The following is a 19,125-nucleotide window of genomic DNA, read 5'->3' as shown; positions in this document are numbered from 1 at the left end:
CGCACCCTTCGCTCTACTGATGGCCGGAATCTGACGGCTTGGATAGCTCGTCGCCGAGCGCCTTCATCTCCGCGCCGAACGCCGTCCAATCGCCGGCGCGAATCGCCTCCAGCGCGCGATTGTAATGCTGCGCCGCGCTCTGCATGTCGGCCTTGGGCGTGCCTGCCGCGGCGATCGACTGCGGCACCGACTCATTCATGATCGCCTTGGCGATCGGCGGCGCCGGCAGCGCCTGATTGGCGAACAGCGCCGCCATCGTCAGATCGAGCGTATCGCCCATCACCACGCGATCGCTGTAAGACGCGATCACCCGCTGCAGCTCAGGCAACTGGCCGTTCTCGGCGCGGATGAACAGCGGCTCGACGTAGAGCAGCGAGTCCTGGATCGGTATCACGAGCAGGTTGCCGAGCAGGACCTTCGAACCCATCTGATTCCACAGCGAAAGTTGCCGCGAAATTTCGGGATTCTGATTGATGCGCGCCTGAATCTGATAGGGGCCGTAAATGAGTTTGTCCTTGGAAAATGCATACTCGAACAGATGGCCGTAATCCGCCCCGTCGCAGCGCGCGGCCATCCACGCAATCATGTTGTCGCGTCCCGACGGCACCATCGGCAGCATCAGCATGTATTCCGCCTGCGGCTCACCCGGCAGCCGCATGATCACGTAGTAGGGCTGCATCGGAACCGTCTGCCCGGCGTAGTTTTCGCGCGGAAATCCCCACAGGTCCTCGCGGTTATAGAAGACCTGCGGATCGGTCATGTGATAGGTGCGGAAAGTGTCGGCTTGAATCAGAAAAAAATCTTCGGGATAGCGGATGTGCGCGCGCAACTGCGCCGGCATCGCCGACATCGGCTTGAACATCGCGGGGAAAATCCGCTGCCACGTCTTGATGACCGGGTCTTCGGCATCCGCCACGTAAAAATCGGTGTCGCCGGTGTACGCGTCGACCACCACCTTGACCGAATTGCGGATGTAGTTGATCCCGTCGGCGTTGCGCTGCGAGTAGGGGTAGTGATCGCTGGTGGTATAGCAGTCAACGATCCACACCATGCGGCCGTTGAGAATCACGGCGTATGGATCGCGGTCGAGGTTCAGGAACGGCGCGATGTACGCGATTCGGCTTGCGATGTTGCGCCGGATCATGATCTTGCTGTTCTTTACGATATTCTCGGTGACCAGCAGATTGATGTCGCGATAAAAGATGCTGAACAGCAGCCGGCGAAAAAATCCCGCCACCGGCACGCCGCCCGTGCCGCCGTAATACGAAAAAACGTTGTCGGCGCCCTTGGGATAGTCGAACTCGGGCGTCGCCGAATCGACGACGGCGTAGTTGTCGCGCGCCTCGCCAAAGTAGATCGCCGGCTGGTCAATCTTCAGCCCCACGTCCGACACCGCCGGAATATCCTTGATATAGAACACCGGCAGCCCCTCGGTGTCCTTGCGGTTGACCGGGCTCATCGCCAGCCCGGCGCCGTGGGTGAATTTGAGATGCTGGTTGACCCAGGTCTGCGCGGTGTCGGGCAGCTGGTCGAGATTCATCTCGCGCGCCGACAGCATCACCTCGGTGTACTTGCCCTCGATCCAGTAGCGATCGATGTCGACGTCGCGAAAATCGTAGTAGGTGCGAATTTCCTGCAACTGGCGGTAGGTGTCGATTAGCGGGCGCGGGTCCCACAGCCGGATGTTCTTGACCGTCGCCGAATCCTGCTCGAGCGCCGCGGGGGTGAGCGTGCCCTGCCCCGCAAACGGTTTCACGTCAACGGTGTCGAGCTTGTACGCGTGCCGCGTCGCCTCGATGTTGCGTTGCAGGTACGGACGCTCGACCCGAAGCTCGTCGGGTTTGACCCACAAGCGCTCGATCACCGGCTGGATAAAATTCATGATGAGCGCGGGCCCGAACACGACAACGAACGCGGCCACCGGAATTCTCAGTCCGCCCTCGCGCGCGTTGAACATGCACATCACGGCGGCGCCTAACGACAGCGCCACCAGCAGCCACAGCCCGGGCTGCCACAGGATGCGATCGACGTAGCGCAGTCCGAATACGACGCCGTCGGTATGCAGCAGCAAGTCGAAGCGGCCGAGCCAATAAGTCATCGCCCGCTGCACGAAGAACAGCCCCAGCAGCACCGACAGATGCCCCGCCGCGCCCGGCGACACGCGCGGCGGCGATTCCTTGAAGTCGAGCGCGCCGCGCGCCCAATAGACGGCGATCGCAATCCCGGCCGCCAGCACGATGATCATCAGGAACAGATCGCGGATTTCCTCAAGCAGCGGCATCGTGAACACGTAGAAGCCGATATCGTTGCCGAACGCCTGCTCGGCGATTCCGAACGGCGCCCCGTAGAGGCCCTTGAGGTAAGTATCCCAGCTGCCGGCCTCGCCTTGCGCCGCGAACAGCGCCAGCAAGGCCGCGCCGCAGGCGACGATCACGCGCCACGGCACGCGTTCGCCGAGCGCGCGAATCAGCTCAGGCAGATTGACCTCGACCATCTCGTCGGGGCGGCGCACCACGCGCAGCCGCTCGCGATCGCGGCTCGAGCCGATTGCGATCAACCCGCTCACGAAGATCACGACGAACGCGACCAGCCACACGATCGCGAAGATCCCAATTTCCGCAGCGACGGTTGTATTGAAAACTCCGCCGTAGCCGAGTCTTCCGAACCACAGGTAATCGACCAGCAGCTGGTCAGCCAGGCTCAGCGCCACGAGCGCGACGATAACGACAACGGCGAGGCTAATCAGGATTACGCGGGGTCGCATCAGCGTGCTGCGCTATTCGCCACGCCCAATCTGGCTGACGTGTTCCCGCACGACGTCGGGTGGGCAGAGCCAGATGAACACTTTGAGCGAGAGGTAGGCGATAAGAATCCAGTCGAGTTCGCCGATGATTGGAACCAGGTCGAGCTCGAGCGCCGGGGGCGTCAGCATCAGCAGCAAACCCATCCACGGCACCGTTTTCGCCAGCATCGGCACCCGTTCGTCGGTGATCAGCCGATAGAACAAGCGTACGAACTGCGGCAGGTACATCACCAGCCGGCTCAGTTGCATCGGCCCGAGGAATTGCATGCGAAGCATCGATCGAAACATCAGCTTGACCCGGCAGCATCATACACTAGCACAGCGCGGCGACGAAGATGTGCTGCGGCGGGGTTGTTTTTGTTACAATTAGCGGCGACCGAGGAGGGCGAAGCGGAGTGAAGAGACACATGGCGCTGGGCGATTTCCTGGTCGCCTACCTGCGCAAGCTTGGCGTGTCGCACGTCTTCGGCATCCCCGGCGACCTCGCGCTCAAGCTGTTTTTCGCGCTGGGCCGCAAGCACGGGTTGGAAATCATCACCCTGTCGCACGAGCCGGGGGTCGGATTCGCGGCCGACGGCTACGCGCGCGCGACCGGGAAAATCGGCGTAATCTGCGTGACCTACGGCGCCGGCGGCCACAACATGGTCAATCCGGTCGCGGGATCGTTCTCGGAACGCGTGCCGATTCTGATTTTCTCGGGCGGCCCGGGCGAGGAGGAACGCAAGCTCGGCACGCTGATTCATCACCAGGCCCGCGAAATCGAATCGCAGCGCCGCATCTACGACGAAGTAACTTGCGCGTCGGCCGTGCTGACCGATCCGCGCAGCGCCGCCGATGAATTGCATCGCGTCGTGCGCGCCATTTGGGCCGAGCAGCGGCCGGGCTACATCGAGATTCATCGCGACATGGTTGACCGGCAGATCGAAGTCTCCGACGAGCTGATCGAATGGGACGGGCGGCTGCATTTCCAGGAATCCGACACGCGCAAGGTCGAGGAAGCGGCGCATGAGACCGCCGCGATGTTCAACGAGAGCCGCAAGCCCGTGCTGATCGCCGGCATCGAGATTCATCGCTTCAAGGCGTCGCACGAGTTGGTGGAGCTGGCCGAGCAGATGGGCGCGCCGGTGTTCACGACGGTGCTCGGCAAGGGTGCGTTCCCGATGGACCATCCGCTGTACATGGGCGTGCACGTCGGCCCGATCAGCCCGCCGTCGATCGTCGCACGGATGGACGCGGCCGACTTCGTGCTCAACCTCGGATGTCTGAAAACCGACATGAACTTCGGCAACCGTCCGCCGCACGTGATTCAAGGCCGAACGGTATGGGCGGTCGATCGCAAGGTCGAGGTGAAGTATCACACTTACACCGACGCCGCGGTGCGCGATTTCGCGCGCGCGTTGCTGCGCGAGAAGCTGCGGCTTCATCGTGAGAAGGTTCATTACGCCGACAATCTTCGCGAGATCGCCGCGCGCGACGGCAAGCCGGTCAAGGTCAGCCAGATTCTGGCCGCGGTCAACGAATTCCTGGCCGACAAGCGCGAATACCTGGTGGTCGCAGAGTCGGGTGACATGCTGTTTGGCGGGCTCGACATCCGGGTGCCGCACAACGGCGGCTACCTGGCGCAAGGGTTTTACGCTTCGATGGGATTTGCGGTGCCGGCGTCGCTGGGCGCGCAAATCGGCAGCGGTCTTAGGCCGCTGGTGTTGTGCGGAGACGGCGGTTTTCAGATGACCGGGCCGGAAATTTCGCAGGCTCCGGCCAAGCGCGTGAATCCGATCGTGGTGGTGATCAACAACGGCGGATGGGGCATCTTCCGGCCGATCGCCGAGCGGCGCGAACTGCTCGAGATTCCGCCGTGGCCGTATGCGCAGCTCGCGCGCGATTGGGGCGGCGCAGGATTCGAGGCGGCCACGGTCGAGCAGCTGGGAAATGCGCTGCGCGCGGCGCATGAATGCAAATCGTTTGCGATAATCGACGTGCGGGTCGAACGCGACGATCTGTCCCCGGTGACGGTGAAGTATATCAAGGCGGCAGCGAAGCGCTCGCAAGCGCCAGTGGAGCGCGCGGCACGCGGGAATTCGCGCCCATGACTGATTCAATCAAGACTGATTCAATCAAGATCGACCCGATCAAGTCCGGCGCAATCGAGAAGTATCGGCGCGCGTACCGTGACTTCAGCTGGGAGACGCCGGAGCATTTCAACTTCGCCGCGGTCATCGACAAGTTCGCCGAAGATCCGCGCCGGGTTGCAATCCTGTGGGAAGACAGCGAAGGCCGGCGCGCACGGCTGACGTTTGCGGATATCGCGCAGCAATCCAGGCGCATCGCCAACGTTCTCGCCGGACATGGAATCCGGCGCGGCGACGCAGTTCTGCTGGTGCTGCCGCGAATCACGCTGTGGCAGGCGGCGTATATCGGCGCGCTCAGGCTCGGCGCGATCGTCATCCCGTGCACTTCGATGCTGCGCGAGAAGGACCTGGTGTACCGCGCGAATCATTCCGGGGCGCGCGCGATAATCGCCGGCGTCGAGAATGCCGCGATGATCGCGCAACTGCGCAAGCAATGCCCCAGCGTCGAGCATTACCTGATAGCCGGCGCCGCCCGCACCGGCTGGATAAGCCTGCAGGAATATATGAGTCACGCGTCGCCTGCGTTCAAGACGGCGAATACGAAATCGTCGGAGCCGGCGATTTGCTATTACACTTCCGGCACGACCAGGGAACCGAAAGCGGTTCTGCATAGTCACGCCCATACCTACAGTCATCGGTTCACGGGGCTTAACTGGCTCGACCTGAGGCCGGACGACCTCCATTGGACAACCTCGGACACCGGCTGGGCCAAGGCGGGATACGGCGTGCTGTTCGGGCCGTGGATGAACGGCGTGACGACGTTCATGTACAACGGCCGCTTCGATGCGGCGAAAGAACTCGAGTTGATCGCGCGCTACGGAGTTACTACCTTCTGCGCGCCGCCGACTGAGTATCGAATACTCATTAAGGAAAACCTCGCGGACTACTCATTCCCGAAACTGAGGCATTGCACGGGTGCGGGCGAGCCGCTCAATCCGGAAGTGATCGAGGTGTGGCGCGAGCGGCTGGGACTCACGATTCACGACGGCTACGGGCAAACGGAAACGATTATCCTGGCCGCGAACATGCCCGCGATGCCCGTGAAACCGGGCTCGATGGGGCTGCCGTTTCCCGGTCACGATGTCCGCGTAATCGACGACCAAATGGCCGAGACCAAAGTTGACGAGCTCGGAGAAATAGCAGTACGGGTGAGTCCCGAGCGGCCGCCGTCGCTGTTTATCGAGTATTGGAAAAATGCGCAAGAGACCGCCAGTGTGTTTCGCGGCGATTGGTACCTGACCGGCGACCAGGCCACCCGCGACGCCGACGGCTATCTATGGTTCGTCGGGCGCGCTGACGACGTGATCATTTCGGCGGGCTACCGAATCGGGCCGTTCGAAGTCGAGAGCGCCCTGCTCGAGCATCCCGCGGTAATGGAATCCGCGGTGGTCGCGAGTCCCGACGCGGATCGCGGCTCAATCGTCAAGGCCTTCGTGAAGCTGAGGCCCGGCGCCGAGCCCGGCGATCGGCTGGTGACCGAGTTGCAGGAGCATTGCAAGCGCGTGACCGCGCCCTACAAGTATCCGCGCGAGATAGAATTCATCGACGAGCTGCCCAAGACGGTCAGCGGAAAGATTCGCCGCGTCGAGCTGCGCCGCCGGGAAGAATCGCGCAAGGGAAAGTCCGCTTAAGTTCGGCATTCACTTCGGTATCCGCCGGCTCGGCGATTTGACTCGCTTAGGGCGTGGGCGACGCGCCGGGAGATTGCGGCGTCGAAGTCGGAGTCGCCTCGACCGATCGCGCCGGCAGTGCGTCGCGAAATCCGGGCTGTAGCATCAGCAAGCCGACGGCGCGCGAAAGTGCAACCGACAGAGACTCGGCGGGTTCGGTCTCGAGCGGCAGAAAGACCTCGGCGCCGACGGGATTTGGCGGTTCATTTTCGATGCCGCTGATCTTGCCCGAGTAAAGCACGGCGCCATGGCGATTCTTGAGCTCGAATTTTACGCGCACCACGGCTCTCATCGAGAAGTACTGGCCGTGCACGGTCTGGGTCGTTGTGAACCGCTTGTTCACCTCGAGTTGTTCGAGGTCGGAGGTGAGGAGAAAATCCGAGCCCTCGGGTGGCTTGCCGTCGCCCGGATTCGAGTCGAGCGCCACCGGCGTCAGACCGGCGTCTGCCAGTCCCTTGATCAACGCGCCGTTGAACACGCGGGCCGCGTCGGCAACCACCAGCGGAGTCCGGGGAACGCCGTCGGCGGCGTAGATCATGCCGACGCTGGAATTGCCGGAGCCGAAATCTCCGGTCGTGGGAGACGTCGCAATTCTGGCGGGACGAAAAATATTCTGCGACCCGGGCACGAAGCCCGGAAGATAATGAAGATCGATACGGGTGCGCGGCTTGCATCCAGTCAGCGCCAGCGCAAGCGCCACGATCGCGACGCAGTCGCGAACGCGGCTACGATTGAGGCCGCGACGCCGCAGGATGCCGATCTCTCCACCAAAAGACGAAGACCACGATCGCCACGGCGACTCCGGCCAGCTCAATCCATCGCGACGCCTGATGAGCCGCCGTGATGGCGCGATACAACTCGTCGCCCACCAGGTAGCCGACCGTGACGACGAGCGAGCACCATACGATCGCACCGAGCACGTTCCATCCGAGGAACTGGAAGAATGGCATCCCGCACGCACCCGCCATCGGGCCCGCCATGAATCGCGCGCCGGTGATAAATCGCGCCATGAACACCGCCTTGCTGCCGTGGGTCTGAAAGAAAAGTTGCAGGCGGTCGTAACGCGTGCGCATGAAGGGAAAGGCGGACGCGAGCCGAACCAGTACCCGCTGTCCGCCGGTGCGGCCGATGAGGTAGCCACAACAGTCGCCCGTGACCGCGCTCGCGACGACGGTGACGTAGACGATTCGCAGATCGAGCAGCGCGCGGCCGGCCACGAATCCGGCGGCAAGCATCACGGTTTCCTCCGGCACCGGGATGCCCAGGTTGCCGACGAAGACGGCAATGAAGATGCCGAGATAGCCCCACGTCGTGAGCATATCCGCGATATGCGCGGGGTCGGTTATCCCATGCATTGGAAATCCATCTGTCGCGAAGTCGGCGCCAATCCCCACCCCCGGCCTCGGCCATCTCCAGCTTGCCGGATTGAGTGTGCCAGCGCAGGAGATTTTTGGCTAGTCAGGTGTAAAAATTACGCGTCTCGGAGCAAAACGCCGTATTCGCGATTCTTATCTCGGCGGTGGCTCGACAGCGCGCAGCGGCGGTTCGACTTTCTTCTCAATTAGCCAGACCCCGACCAATGCCGTCGTTGCGATGAGCGTGAGCAAATATGCCCAGAGAATGTGCGTGGGCCTATACACGATTTCGATTTGCTGGCGTCCGGGCGGAACACGCACGGCCATCAGGCCGCCGTCCGAGTAGGTCTCACCATCTCCGTGAACCACCCGCCACCCCGGATACATGTTCTGATTGATCACCAGCGAGGTCGCCGCGGGCGCGCTTACCTCGTAGCGCAGACGGTTGGGTGTCCACATGGTCTGCTTCACTTCGCCCGCTCCGAGCAGGTAGAACTCGCCGCGATAGCCGGCCTGGTTGTAACCTCGCGCGACGTCGTAGGGGATGTAGTAGCCGCAGCATCCGCAGTTCACGGCGCCCAGGTTATTCTGGTTGGCAGCGACCATGCCGCCTGGCGAGTTGTTCCAATACTGGCGAAACGTTTCCGATCCTGCCGGTGCGGTATATGGAGGCCGGAAGAAGTAGCGGTAGTTCCCAGCGCATACCAGCCATGCGTCGATCAAGCCGACCGTGACCATGATGAAAGCCAGCCGAGGTCCCCATTTGCCTGGCCGGGCACATAGAGCCTGAACGCCCAGGGCAGCCAGCACGCCGACGCAAAACACCAGCGGAACAACCCAGCGTCCGCACAGTCCGATGTTGCCGCCCAGCGGAAGTTCGCGCATCCATACAACCAATGCGTCCGGACTCGTATCGCCGCGATAGAGGAAAAGAAAGATGATGCCGCCCAACACCCATGGGCACGCCTTGCGCCAATCGCTGACCGCGCCGATCAAGGCAAGCACTGCGAAAGGCGCGCCGATGTAGCCTGCGTATTCGGAAAAGAAGAAAGAGGCGAGCAGCGGGTGGCTAATATCCTGATATCTCGAAAAAAGAGATACAGAGACGCTCCACCAGCTATGCCATGACCCTCCCCAGTCGCGCGGATATATACTGAGCAACTCGGCAGTGGGAATCAGCTTAAGGGAACTGAACGCAACCGCAAACACTCCGATCAAGAGCGCCGCGGCGAGCGGTCTAAGACTCAGCCCGAAGATTGTAAGCGCGATCGCCAGCAGCGCGACCAGCATCACGGTGAAGACGAATCCGTAGTTTCCTTCCGTCAGCGCCAGCGCGCACAACAATCCACCCAGCAAGGAAGGGAACCATCGCTTGGTCCGGCACGATGCGAGCAGCAACGCGAGCACCCATGGAGTGTAGGCTATCGAGAGAAAATTCAGATGGCCTATACCGATATGTATTGGGAGCCATGAACTCGAGGGAAACATCGCTGCGAGCGCTACGCATGCCAGTGGGCGAAGGCCGAGTTCACGACCCAGCAGGTAGCCGCCGGCAAACATGATCGCGAGATGCAGATAGACCTCGATTATGACGCCCGACGCCATGCCGAACAGCAGGTAAGGCAGTATGAACGGCGTAACTACCGCGCCTTCCGGATTGCCGAGCATCGACATTCCACCGCACTTGTAGGGACTCCAGAACGGGAATTGATGGAAATGTGTCAGCGTGTAGTAAGGGACCCATCGCAACTCCATGAACACATCGCGATCGATGTCGCCCGGAATCCCGCCGTTGAATCTCAGTTGGGGCCAAGCCAGCAACCAACTGGCGATCGGCGCGCCCGAAACTGAGCCGTCGAAAAAGATCGGAAAGAAAAAAACAAGCGCGAAGGCCAGGGAGCCGAGAGTCAGCCACTTCGCTTCTGGCCGCGAGAGAAGAAAGAGCCGCGCAGACGCAGTCGGAGCCGTTGCAGCCGGCGCCGGGGCGCCCAGGTTGGCGGCGAACACAGCTGCGAAAATGCCGAGATAGCCCCGCGTCGCGAGCAGGTTCGTGATGTGCGCGCGGTCGGCTATCCCATGCATTGGAACTCCATCGGTCGCGAAGCCGGCGCCACTCCTCCCCCGGCCTCGGCCGTCTCCAGCTTGCCGGATTGAGCGTGCCAGCGTAAGCGATTTGCTAGTCAGGTGTCAAAATTACGCGTCTCGGAAGCGGGCCGTTGCGACTCCCATCGGATCAGCACAAATGCGGCGATAGCAGTCAGAATTGAGATTATCATCCCGCAAATTGTCGCGATGCTGATGTATCTGAGGACGATTCGGCTTTTCCCGGCCGGCACCCGCACCGCCAGCAATCCATCCTGGGAGAATGTCTGGCTCGGTCCCGACGTGACTCGCCACGATGGATCGTAGTTCTGATTGACGACCATCACCGAAGGGGCCTGCGCGTCCACGGCGTATTCGAGGCGGTTGGGAGTCCATCGCACCAGCGTCACGGAGCCTGGGCCGAGCAGGTACTGCTCGCCGCGATAACCGGGCTGGCCGAATCCCACGGCAGAGGTCGGCCAGTAAGTGTATTCGTAACACACCAAGATGCCCTCGTTCTGCATCGCGGGCAACAGCATGCTGTTGGTGTTGGGAACGTTCCGAATCTGGCGAAAGGATGCCATCGCGGGTCCCGGATGGGCGGGATAGGAAAAGATTCCGCCATAGATTGACACTGCCACCAGCCAGCAGTCGGTTGCAGCGGCAACCATAAGCAGGCTGGCGGCGATCGCACCCCACGGACGCGCCCTTGCCGCGAGCCAGTCGAATCCGAATCCGGCGAGAATCGCTACGACCAACGCGAAACAGATGATGAAGCGCGACGGAACCCTCAACGAGGAGAAGGGGGGCAGGTGGTGCAGATAGGGCCAGAGCGGAAGCGGAGGCAGCGCGCCGCGCTCCAGCAGCAGCAGGATCGCGCCCACAATCAGCCATGCAGCGCTGCGGCGCGGGGTGAAGACGCTGGCGACTGCGGGCAGAGCGAAGAGGCCGATGTACGCGCCGGATTCCCAGAAGTTGAATCCGTTGGGGAAAGGCAGGAAGAGGTTTTGCGTGCGGGAAAAAAGATCCGTCGCAAGCGCCGCAAGCGTGTTGACCTCGTCGCCCGCGGTCCGGCGCGGGACGCTAATGCTTACGAAGTAGGCGGGAAGCAGCTTGATTGCCGAAAGCCCGACGGCGAAGCAGAAAATCACGCCCAGGACGTACAACGGCCACCAGCTCCTGCGCAGCGCTGCCACGGTCGCGAGGAGCATCGCGATCGTCAGTCCGCACAATGCCAGCGGATACGGGCCGCCCTCGAGGAACCCCACCGCCAGCGCAAAGCCGGCCAGCACGGCGAAGCCGGTGCGACGGCGCTCGACCGCAAGTATCGCGAACGCCGCCTGCCATGGAAGGCAGGCAAAGCCGAACGTCCAAATGTGACCGGAGCCCACTTGCAGCGCGAACCACGAACTCGACGGAAAGACGAACGCCGCGCCCAACGCAGCGAGCGGACGCATGCTCAAGGCGCGTGCGAGTACGTATGTCCCCGACCATGCAATCGCCAGGAACATCAGGATCGACAAATGCAGACCCGCAGCCGGCCCGAACATCAGCGTAAGCGGAAAGGTTGGCGCGACGACGCGGCCGAGCGGATGCGCCAGCATCGGCAGCCCCCCGCACTTGTAAGGATTCCAGAGCGGAATCTGCTTAAAGACAGTTACCGTTTCCCAGGCGGCCCACTCTTGACCCAGTTCTAAATCCCAATCCCACAGGGTACCCGGGGTCGAGAGGTGAGTTAAAACCGGATAAGCGAAGACGCATGCGTAGATGACCGCGCCGAGCGACACCATCACGCGCTCGTTACGCAGCCATCGCAGCCGCGGCGACGACAACGGCATCTAGCGAGCCCCCTGGGGACGATTCGGCTTTTTCACGCTGGTACCCGCTCTGAGGTCCGAAAGGTCATGACAAGCCCGTAGATGGCGGCGAGCACGAAGGCCGTCACGTTGATAAGCGCGATCTCAAATCGGCCGTTGGGCCCAATAATCAGGTGTCCCTCGACGACCCCTTTCACAAATACCAACTCAAAGAACACGTACGCCATGTCCAACAACAGCGTGGCGCTGAGAGTAGCGTAGAGCACGATCGTCGCCCAGGAGCTGAACACCAACGGCGCAAGCAGCGCGACGGCGTAGTACAGATAGCGCTCGTGCATTCGAGGCGCAAAAACGAACATCCCCAGGTACACGAGGAAAACGGAAAACATCAGACTCCATCCCGCGCGCCGGCGCCAAACGATGTATCCCGCGATGAGGTAGGCTATTCCAAACAGAAAGTTTCCCAGCATGAAAAACGAAACCGATCCGAATACCCTTTCGCTGTCTAATACAGTCAACCCACCCAAGGCCAACATCAGGTTGAACGCGTTGAGCGACGCCCACGGAAACCAACCTACCGACGAGGCGTAAAGGTCCGGCAGGAAATGCCACGGACGCGCAAGCTGGAAAGGCGCAAGCACCACGATTGCAGTAACCAGGGCCGCTCCCGCCGCCTTGAACCAATCGCTGACTTTGCCGGTCATAAGCGTCCACCACGCCAGAATGGGCAGCAGAATCAGACCTTGCGATTTTATCATCGCGGCGACAATCGCCAGCGCCCAGGCCAGCTCGAACTGCGAGTCAAGCGCCATTACGACGCTCAGAAGAACCGGAAAAGCCAGCGGCGAGTCGTTCTGCCCCCATACCGTGCTCGAATAGATCAACGCGGGATTGAATGCCGCAAGCAGGGTCGCGGGCAACGCGAAACGAAGCTCAGCTATCCGCCGCACAGCAGCATACACGCTGATCGCGAGAAGCAGGTCGGCAATAATCGAAGGGATCTCGATGAACTGGCGCAGACTATCTGTGGAGTTCGGGGCTAATGCGGCCGCCGGCCACAGCGCGTACAGATAAGCGGGCGTGTACTTGCATACGTACTGAGGATCGTACACGTGGGCCGGCCCGAATCGCGCCATCGCCGTGCCCCAGGATTCAAACTGCATCAGGTCAACCGTATCACCGGGCAGAAACCGCAACAGCGCGAGCTTGACGATTGCCAACGCGACGAGGATCGCGAGCACCAGCCCGAAGCGCCGGTCGCGCTCCCGCAGCATGGGCCTGATAGCCACCGCCAGCGCCGCCGCGAGCAGCGCCAGCAGGCACAAGCCGCACAGCACACCAAGGACGTAACTGGTCTGGTCGATTCCCCGCATTAACCCCGTTAAGCGTTGAGCCCGTAGAATCTTTCATGCCACACGCCAAACGCAATCATCAGGACCGAAACCACAATCAGGATGCGCGTCAATTGATCGGCTCGCCGATGCACACCGAACGCCATCAGCAGCAACAGAAAGGGAAACGTGTGCAGGTAATGACGCGTGCCGTACTGCGCAAATCCGTTGGTGAAGTAGAACAGGCTCGGTGTCATCGCGATCAGCGCGGCGACGCCGACGAGCGCGGTTTGAATTCGGCGGAAGCTCGGCCGCAGAGCCAGGATGAATGCCGGGCTGGTGAGAATAAGCGCCTGGCCGCCGAAAGTCGGATGGATGTACGGGAACGTGTCGTCCAACCGCGTGGTCATGAAAAACAGCGTGTAGAAGTTTCCGGGAAAGTGCTCCCATCCAAACAGATGAGAGCCCGGTGGCGCGAAGACAAATACGCCGCGATCAAACAAGCTCTGGTAGCGAATTTCGTTGAACGTAATGTACGCCAGCGCCACCGCCGCGCAGCCCGGTATGAACCATGCCAATTCGCGAATCCTGCGCGCTCCCCGCAGGTAAAGCAGCGCAAGATAAATCGGCCAGACGAACGCCAGATCGTAGCGCGCCAGCGCCGCGAGCGCGGCAAACGTCCCGATGATCGCGGGGCGCGCTTTGCCGAACGTCTCGTCGAGCGCAAGCAACGTCATCGCGATTGCGACCACCATCGACACCCCCCAGCTGGTACCGTGGATGGTCTCGTACCAGACGATCGTGCCCGCGCCAAAAAAAACCGTGAGCCAGGTTCGCGCGTTGACCGTCAGGCGCAAACGCCCGAGCAGGCGCCAGGCGAGCGCGACGTCGAGCGCGCCGAAGACGATCGAGAAAATCGTCTGGTTGGTGTCCATCCCCCAAATCGCTGCGAATGGCATCAGCAACAGCGCCGGCAGGATCGGATGAAGCTGGTAACTGTAGCGCCCAAGCTGCGCATGCTCGATGTAATTGGGCGCGTCGATGTAAGTGTGGCCGTGGATGAAAGCGAACGCCTGGCGCACGTGGGCATTGAACGGGCTGGCGTCCGAGCCCGCCGTTATCGCATAGAAAGCAAGGAATGCAACGAAGACGGCGAACTGCGAAATCATCTCGTCGCGCTTGGCGGCGGTCTCGACGATCAACCGCTCCGAATCCGGCAGCCAGAATGAATAGGTCAGAGCGCCCAGCGCGACGATTGCCGAAATTATGTCGAGCCGCGTCAGGCTCCATCCGTACCACAAGATGACGGCGTATCCGACGACCGCGAAAACCACGGCGGCCGCGAAGAACCCGCGGCTGGTCGTCAGGGTCGGGCGGTTCGCACCGGCGTGCGATTCGGTCACGTCGGTGCTCACGGTGGCGATGGGGTCGCGTTGGCGGGTTTTATCGCAACTTGCGCAGCGGCCCAGTTGAAAAGCTGCGCGGCGCTGCAGACTTGGTCTTCGGTGACGCCGTTCTGACTCTGATAGGTCGCGAGGATCCAGAATTCGCGCGACGCCGCTTCCTGATTCATCAGCGTTTTCGTCTCAGCCGGCATCTGCGGGGACGATCCCAAGAGCCCGGGGAGATGGAAATCGGTTGCGTAATAACTGAGGATCAAATCCCCATCGGCGGTAGTCGCAATCGACCTGGCCGTCAGCATGCCGCCAGTGCCGGTGTTGCCACTTGTCATATCCACCGGCGCGGCCGATGCAACATTATCCAGCAACACGATCGCGCCCTGCGCATCGACCGGCGCGCTGAATGCCCACGTCGCCGTGCCGGCGTCGTTCGCCTGGATTGCATGCCAATACAGCGACTGGCGCGTGGTTGGGGTGGAATCGTCGCGAATCATCAGCCAGCCGGCCGGCGCAGCGATCGCCGGTTTCGAGCCGCCGTAGCTCAATAGCTGAGCGATCGCGACCTGGCCGGCTTGCCCTTTCTTACCCCAGTCCAGCGAAAGACTCGTCGTCGCCGTCGCCATCGGCGCTTGCGCGGAAGCAACGACGTTGGGACCGCCGACCTTATTTTCGGGGGATTGTGACGGCGAAGAATTGCACCCGACTGCAAAAACGGCGGCAGCCGCGATCAATGCGTATTTGATCATTCGCTCCTCCTTGCAGCCGTCAACGATGGCGCGATATTACCATTTTCCAATCCATCAACAATCTTGCGCCGGCGATACGCGTCGGGCCTTCATGGCGAATGGGCGGTCGCGCTGCGTCGGCGCGCGCCGGTGAAATCGCGAACCGCCGCGTTGGAAATTTCTTCTTGCCTGGAATTTCTCGCGACGATGAATAGGACCGGGGGCGGGTAAGGTTCAAGCGGCGGCGCTCTCGCCTGGGGCGTCGGCAAGGATCGACCCGAGGATTCGGTAAACCTCGCGATTGACGATCAAGCTCGCGTGCAGTCCGGAGACTTCGAAATTGGATCCCGCATCGTCGATGCACGATTGCCAATTCACGATCTCGTCGCGGCGCGTGTAGATGGCGCTGAAGCGGCCCTCTTCCGGGGTCGGCGCGAACACGGCGGCGACGAATGCGCATGCGCATTCGGTCGTGCTGCAGTCGTCGGGATCGTCGGAAAACGTCTGCCAGAAAGCCTGGATCGCCTGCAGCGCAGGACGGACCTGGTCATGCACTCCCGTCCATCCGTCGCGAATCGGCGAGCCAAGCGCCACCACCTGGCGCACGTTTGCGGGGTTTGCCGCCGCGATTGCGCGGCCCAGTACGCCGCCCAGGCTATGCCCGATGATCGTCACGCGCTGGCCGGATTCGTGCGCGATCTTTTCGAGACGCCATCCCACCAGTTCCATCGTGCGCCGCGGGCATCCGACGTTGAGATCGATTCCCGACAGATACGGACGGTAGCCGACGCGCCCGAGCCATCGCGCCAGCGTGCCGAGCGACCAATCGCCCGCGGTGAATCCGGGAATCAGGAGTACCGGATGGCCGTCGCCGTGCGGCACTCCGACGCCGTAGCCGACCGGGTCGCGAACCAGCGAAGCGAACTGCCGCAGGAAGTCGAAGTACGCGGAGGCGATAAGTTGCAGCAGCATCCTGGTTGTTAATCAGTCTCCTGGCGTTGGTGCACGCGCGTTCGCGCGACACTGCCACGAAATGCCGTAACAGTAAAGTCATTGGGGCGAAATATCTGTGAACTGTGAACAGTGAAAAAAAACGTGCGCGATGCGGGCATCACGCACGCCAACAGGCTCTTCGATTTTCGTATGCGCTAGCCCTTGGGCAGACCCAGTACGCGCTCGCCGATAATGTTGTGCTGGATCTGATTGGTCCCGGCGTAAATCGTGGGACCGCGCGCCGCGAGCATTCTGAACGACCACTTGCCCTTGTCAACCGCGAACGGCGCGTTGAATTCGAGCTGGCTATACGGCCCCAGCAGTTCCATCGCGTAAAGCGCAATCTGGAGCGCGAGCTCCGTGCCGCACAGTTTCATCATCGAGCCTTCCGGCCCCGGCGGCAGTCCCTTCAACTGGCGCGTAAGCTGCCGATAGCCGGTGTATCGCAGCGCCTGCGCCTCGGCGGCGAATCCGGCAACCTTCTGCCGCACGCTCGAATCGTCCCACGCGGTTGAGCCGTCAGCGCTGCGCGGGATGCGCCTGGCGAGCCTCGCCAGCTCATAGACCTCGCCCATCGCGCCTTCGCCGCCGCCGCCGCCGCGCTCGAACAGCAGCGTGGTCATCGCGACCTGCCAGCCATTGTTGCGCTCGCCGAGGATATTTTTCTTCGGCACGCGGACATCCTCGAAGAAAACTTCGTTGAAGCCCTTGCCGCCCGTCATCTGCACCAGCGGACGCACGGTTACGCCGGGGCTGTGCATATCGATCAACAGGTAGCTGATTCCCTTGTGCTTGGGCGCGGCGGGATCGGTGCGCACCAGCGCGAAGATCATGTCCGCATGCTGCGCGATCGAGGTCCACGTCTTCTGCCCGTTGACCACGAAGTCGTCGCCATCGTCAATCGCGCGCGTCTGCACCGACGCGAGGTCGGAGCCCGCGCCCGGCTCGGAGTATCCCTGGCACCAGACTTCCTCGCCTTTGAGAATTTTCGGAATATGATTTTTCTTCTGTTCCTCGGTCCCCCAATGTATCAGCGTAGGACCGAGCAGGTTGATTCCCATCCCGATCATCGGCTCGTTGAGCCCCAGCCGGCTCAGTTCTTCCCGATAGATCAGCCGCTGCATGACGGTTGCGCCGCGCCCGCCGTATTCCTTGGGCCAGTTGACTGCCACCCAGCCGCCCTGGTTGAGCCGCTGGTGCCAGTTGAGGCGCGCCGCCCAGTCGCCCTCGCCCTCGTCGGCCATGATATTGCTCGGCGGCGGAGCGAATTTCTTGTTCGCTTCGAGCCACGTGCGCACTTCGGCGCGAAATGCCTGGTCTTCCGGCGTATAGTTGAAGTCCATCGATTGAATGCCTTCTCCGTTGATTCCCGGCGCGCGCCCGTCTCAGCCCTTGGGCAGTCCGAGCACCCGCTCACCGATAATATTATGTTGGATCTGATTGCTGCCCGCCGCAATCGTGCCGCCGCGCGCCGCCAGCATCCGAAACGACCACTTGCCCCGGTCAACTGCGAACGGCGCGTTGAATTCGAGCTGGCTGTACGGCCCGAGCAGCTCCATCGCGAACAATTGGATGCGCAAGTTCAGCTCCGTGCCGCACAGCTTCATCATCGATCCTTCCGGCCCCGGCGGCATCCCCTTGAGCCGGCGCGTCAGTTGCCGATAGCCGGTGTAACGCAGCGCCATCGCCTCGCAGTGGAACTGGGCGATCTGCTGGCGCACGCTCGCGTCCTCCCACGCCGATGCGCCGTTGCGCGGGATCGATTTTGCCAGCTCCACCAGCTCGCGGCATTGCGTGAGCACGCCGCGATCGCCGCCGCCGCCCGATCGCTCGAACATCAGCGTCGTGATCGCCACCTGCCAGCCCTGGTTGATCTCGCCGACCAGGTTTTTCTTCGGCACCCGCACGTCTTCGAAAAACACCTCGTTGAAACCCCTGGTGCCGGTGATTTGCACCAGCGGCCGGGCGGTCACCCCGGGACTGTGCATATCGACCATCAGGTAGCTGATTCCCTTATGCTTGGGCGCGTCGGGATCAGTGCGCACCAGCAGGAAGATCCAGTCGGCGTACTGCGCGATCGTGGTCCACACTTTCTGCCCGTTGACGACGAAGTAGTCGCCGTCCTCGACCGCGCGCGTCTGCAACGAGGCCAGGTCGGAGCCCGCGCCCGGCTCGGAATATCCCTGGCACCAGATTTCTTCGGCTTTCATTATCGGCGGGATGAAGCGCTGCTTCTGCTCCTCGGTCCCCCAATGCAACAGCGTCGGCCCGAACATGGTGGTGCCCATCCCGATCATCGGCGCCGCGACGCCCGCCCGCGCGAGTTCCTCGTTATAGACGATCGTCTGCAGGATGCCGGCGCCGCGCCCTCCATACTGAACCGGCCAGTTCGGCGCGAGCCATCTGCCTTCGGCCATCTTCCTGGCCCAGCGCTTCTGCTCATCGAACGCGTTCCTGCCCTCGGCCATCAACATCTCGCGCGAGCGCGGCGCAAACTGCTTGTTGGCGTCCAGCCACGCGCGAAACTCGATCCGGAACGCTTCGTCTTCGGGATTGAAATTGAAATCCATCGCGCATTTCTCCTGGCACGGCCGGCTGTCCCGTAGCGGCCATGACGATCGCCCGGCTGAGCGTAAGGCGCCGGTCGCGCTTGAACTTAAAACATTCGACCCGCGCTCTGCAAAGGGAGACCAGCCCCCGTGGCCGTGGCGACGGCATGCAGTATTAAGCCGTTGGCAGTGGGCGCGCCCGCCCGTTGGCACGGGAGGCCAGTATTAAGAGACCGCGCGCTCGCGGCAGGGGTCGCGCGCGACAACGGAG

The 19,125-nt window shown here is 62.1% G+C and carries 14 protein-coding genes; 2 read left to right on the top strand and 12 right to left on the bottom strand.

Annotation, left to right across the window (positions count from 1 at the left end):
• Window positions 1–13 precede the first annotated feature (13 nt).
• On the bottom strand, window positions 14–2,764 hold the full coding sequence (locus tag VIO10_RS03140; RefSeq protein ID WP_331959195.1) for a UPF0182 family protein: 2,751 nt from the start codon (window positions 2,762–2,764) through the stop codon (window positions 14–16).
• Window positions 2,765–2,776: 12 nt separating this feature from the next.
• The gene (locus tag VIO10_RS03135; protein ID WP_331959192.1) at window positions 2,777–3,079 is read right to left on the bottom strand and encodes a hypothetical protein; all 303 of its coding nucleotides are present in this window, start codon (window positions 3,077–3,079) and stop codon (window positions 2,777–2,779) included.
• A gap of 131 nt (window positions 3,080–3,210) precedes the next feature.
• Between VIO10_RS03135 and VIO10_RS03130 the strand changes: the two genes are divergently transcribed.
• Together VIO10_RS03130 and VIO10_RS03125 are read left to right on the top strand one after the other, a co-directional pair.
• Window positions 3,211–4,893 carry a thiamine pyrophosphate-binding protein gene (locus VIO10_RS03130; protein ID WP_331959189.1) on the top strand — a complete coding sequence of 561 codons (1,683 nt, stop codon included), beginning with the start codon at window positions 3,211–3,213 and terminating at the stop codon, window positions 4,891–4,893.
• Window positions 4,890–6,563 carry an acyl--CoA ligase gene (locus tag VIO10_RS03125; RefSeq protein WP_331959186.1) on the top strand — a complete coding sequence of 558 codons (1,674 nt, stop codon included), beginning with the start codon at window positions 4,890–4,892 and terminating at the stop codon, window positions 6,561–6,563. Before VIO10_RS03130 ends, VIO10_RS03125 begins: the two co-directional genes overlap by 4 nt.
• 46 nt (window positions 6,564–6,609) lie before the next feature.
• On the opposite strand, the gene VIO10_RS03120 is transcribed toward VIO10_RS03125, so the two are convergent.
• From VIO10_RS03120 to VIO10_RS03075, 10 genes are all read right to left on the bottom strand, one after another.
• Window positions 6,610–7,302: a hypothetical protein gene (locus VIO10_RS03120; protein ID WP_331959183.1), complete on the bottom strand. Its 693-nt coding sequence runs from the start codon at window positions 7,300–7,302 to the stop codon at window positions 6,610–6,612.
• 25 nt (window positions 7,303–7,327) lie between these two features.
• Window positions 7,328–7,957: a DedA family protein gene (locus tag VIO10_RS03115; protein WP_331959180.1), complete on the bottom strand. Its 630-nt coding sequence runs from the start codon at window positions 7,955–7,957 to the stop codon at window positions 7,328–7,330.
• A gap of 153 nt (window positions 7,958–8,110) precedes the next feature.
• The gene (locus VIO10_RS03110; RefSeq protein WP_331959177.1) at window positions 8,111–10,039 is read right to left on the bottom strand and encodes a hypothetical protein; all 1,929 of its coding nucleotides are present in this window, start codon (window positions 10,037–10,039) and stop codon (window positions 8,111–8,113) included.
• A 98-nt stretch (window positions 10,040–10,137) separates the two neighbouring features.
• Entirely contained in the window at window positions 10,138–11,877 is a 1,740-nt protein-coding gene (locus VIO10_RS03105) for a hypothetical protein (protein WP_331959174.1), read from the bottom strand.
• Window positions 11,878–11,909: 32 nt separating this feature from the next.
• Window positions 11,910–13,229, bottom strand: coding sequence for a hypothetical protein (locus VIO10_RS03100; protein ID WP_331959171.1), 1,320 nt, complete (start codon window positions 13,227–13,229; stop codon window positions 11,910–11,912).
• Window positions 13,230–13,237: 8 nt separating this feature from the next.
• The gene (locus VIO10_RS03095; RefSeq protein ID WP_331959168.1) at window positions 13,238–14,602 is read right to left on the bottom strand and encodes a hypothetical protein; all 1,365 of its coding nucleotides are present in this window, start codon (window positions 14,600–14,602) and stop codon (window positions 13,238–13,240) included.
• Window positions 14,599–15,333 (bottom strand): hypothetical protein, encoded by a 735-nt coding sequence (locus VIO10_RS03090; RefSeq protein ID WP_331959165.1) that lies wholly within the window; start codon window positions 15,331–15,333, stop codon window positions 14,599–14,601. Before VIO10_RS03090 ends, VIO10_RS03095 begins: the two co-directional genes overlap by 4 nt.
• Window positions 15,334–15,546: 213 nt before the next feature.
• Complete coding sequence (locus tag VIO10_RS03085) at window positions 15,547–16,284, bottom strand: alpha/beta hydrolase (protein WP_331959162.1); 738 nt, start codon at window positions 16,282–16,284, stop codon at window positions 15,547–15,549.
• 176 nt (window positions 16,285–16,460) lie between these two features.
• On the bottom strand, window positions 16,461–17,648 hold the full coding sequence (locus tag VIO10_RS03080) for an acyl-CoA dehydrogenase family protein (RefSeq protein WP_331959159.1): 1,188 nt from the start codon (window positions 17,646–17,648) through the stop codon (window positions 16,461–16,463).
• Window positions 17,649–17,690: 42 nt separating this feature from the next.
• On the bottom strand, window positions 17,691–18,875 hold the full coding sequence (locus tag VIO10_RS03075) for an acyl-CoA dehydrogenase family protein (protein WP_331959156.1): 1,185 nt from the start codon (window positions 18,873–18,875) through the stop codon (window positions 17,691–17,693).
• Between the last annotated feature and the right edge of the window lie 250 nt (window positions 18,876–19,125).

Origin of the sequence: Candidatus Binatus sp. (genome assembly GCF_036567905.1) — a bacterium.
In the GTDB taxonomy this organism is placed as follows: domain Bacteria; phylum Desulfobacterota; class Binatia; order Binatales; family Binataceae; genus Binatus.
Note: the sequence above shows the minus strand (reverse complement) of the source record. Positions and strands in the feature narration are given on the sequence as shown.

Bases quoted from the DNA above. Each gene is read 5' to 3' on its own strand.
- VIO10_RS03140 (WP_331959195.1), bottom strand. From the start codon at position 2,764: ATGCGACCCCGCGTAATCCTGATTAGCCTCGCCGTTGTCGTTATCGTC.
- VIO10_RS03135 (WP_331959192.1), bottom strand. From the start codon at position 3,079: ATGCTTCGCATGCAATTCCTCGGGCCGATGCAACTGAGCCGGCTGGTG.
- VIO10_RS03130 (WP_331959189.1), top strand. From the start codon at position 3,211: ATGGCGCTGGGCGATTTCCTGGTCGCCTACCTGCGCAAGCTTGGCGTG.
- VIO10_RS03125 (WP_331959186.1), top strand. From the start codon at position 4,890: ATGACTGATTCAATCAAGACTGATTCAATCAAGATCGACCCGATCAAG.
- VIO10_RS03115 (WP_331959180.1), bottom strand. From the start codon at position 7,957: ATGCATGGGATAACCGACCCCGCGCATATCGCGGATATGCTCACGACG.
- VIO10_RS03110 (WP_331959177.1), bottom strand. From the start codon at position 10,039: ATGCATGGGATAGCCGACCGCGCGCACATCACGAACCTGCTCGCGACG.
- VIO10_RS03105 (WP_331959174.1), bottom strand. From the start codon at position 11,877: ATGCCGTTGTCGTCGCCGCGGCTGCGATGGCTGCGTAACGAGCGCGTG.
- VIO10_RS03100 (WP_331959171.1), bottom strand. From the start codon at position 13,229: ATGCGGGGAATCGACCAGACCAGTTACGTCCTTGGTGTGCTGTGCGGC.
- VIO10_RS03090 (WP_331959165.1), bottom strand. From the start codon at position 15,333: ATGATCAAATACGCATTGATCGCGGCTGCCGCCGTTTTTGCAGTCGGG.
- VIO10_RS03085 (WP_331959162.1), bottom strand. From the start codon at position 16,284: ATGCTGCTGCAACTTATCGCCTCCGCGTACTTCGACTTCCTGCGGCAG.
- VIO10_RS03080 (WP_331959159.1), bottom strand. From the start codon at position 17,648: ATGGACTTCAACTATACGCCGGAAGACCAGGCATTTCGCGCCGAAGTG.
- VIO10_RS03075 (WP_331959156.1), bottom strand. From the start codon at position 18,875: ATGGATTTCAATTTCAATCCCGAAGACGAAGCGTTCCGGATCGAGTTT.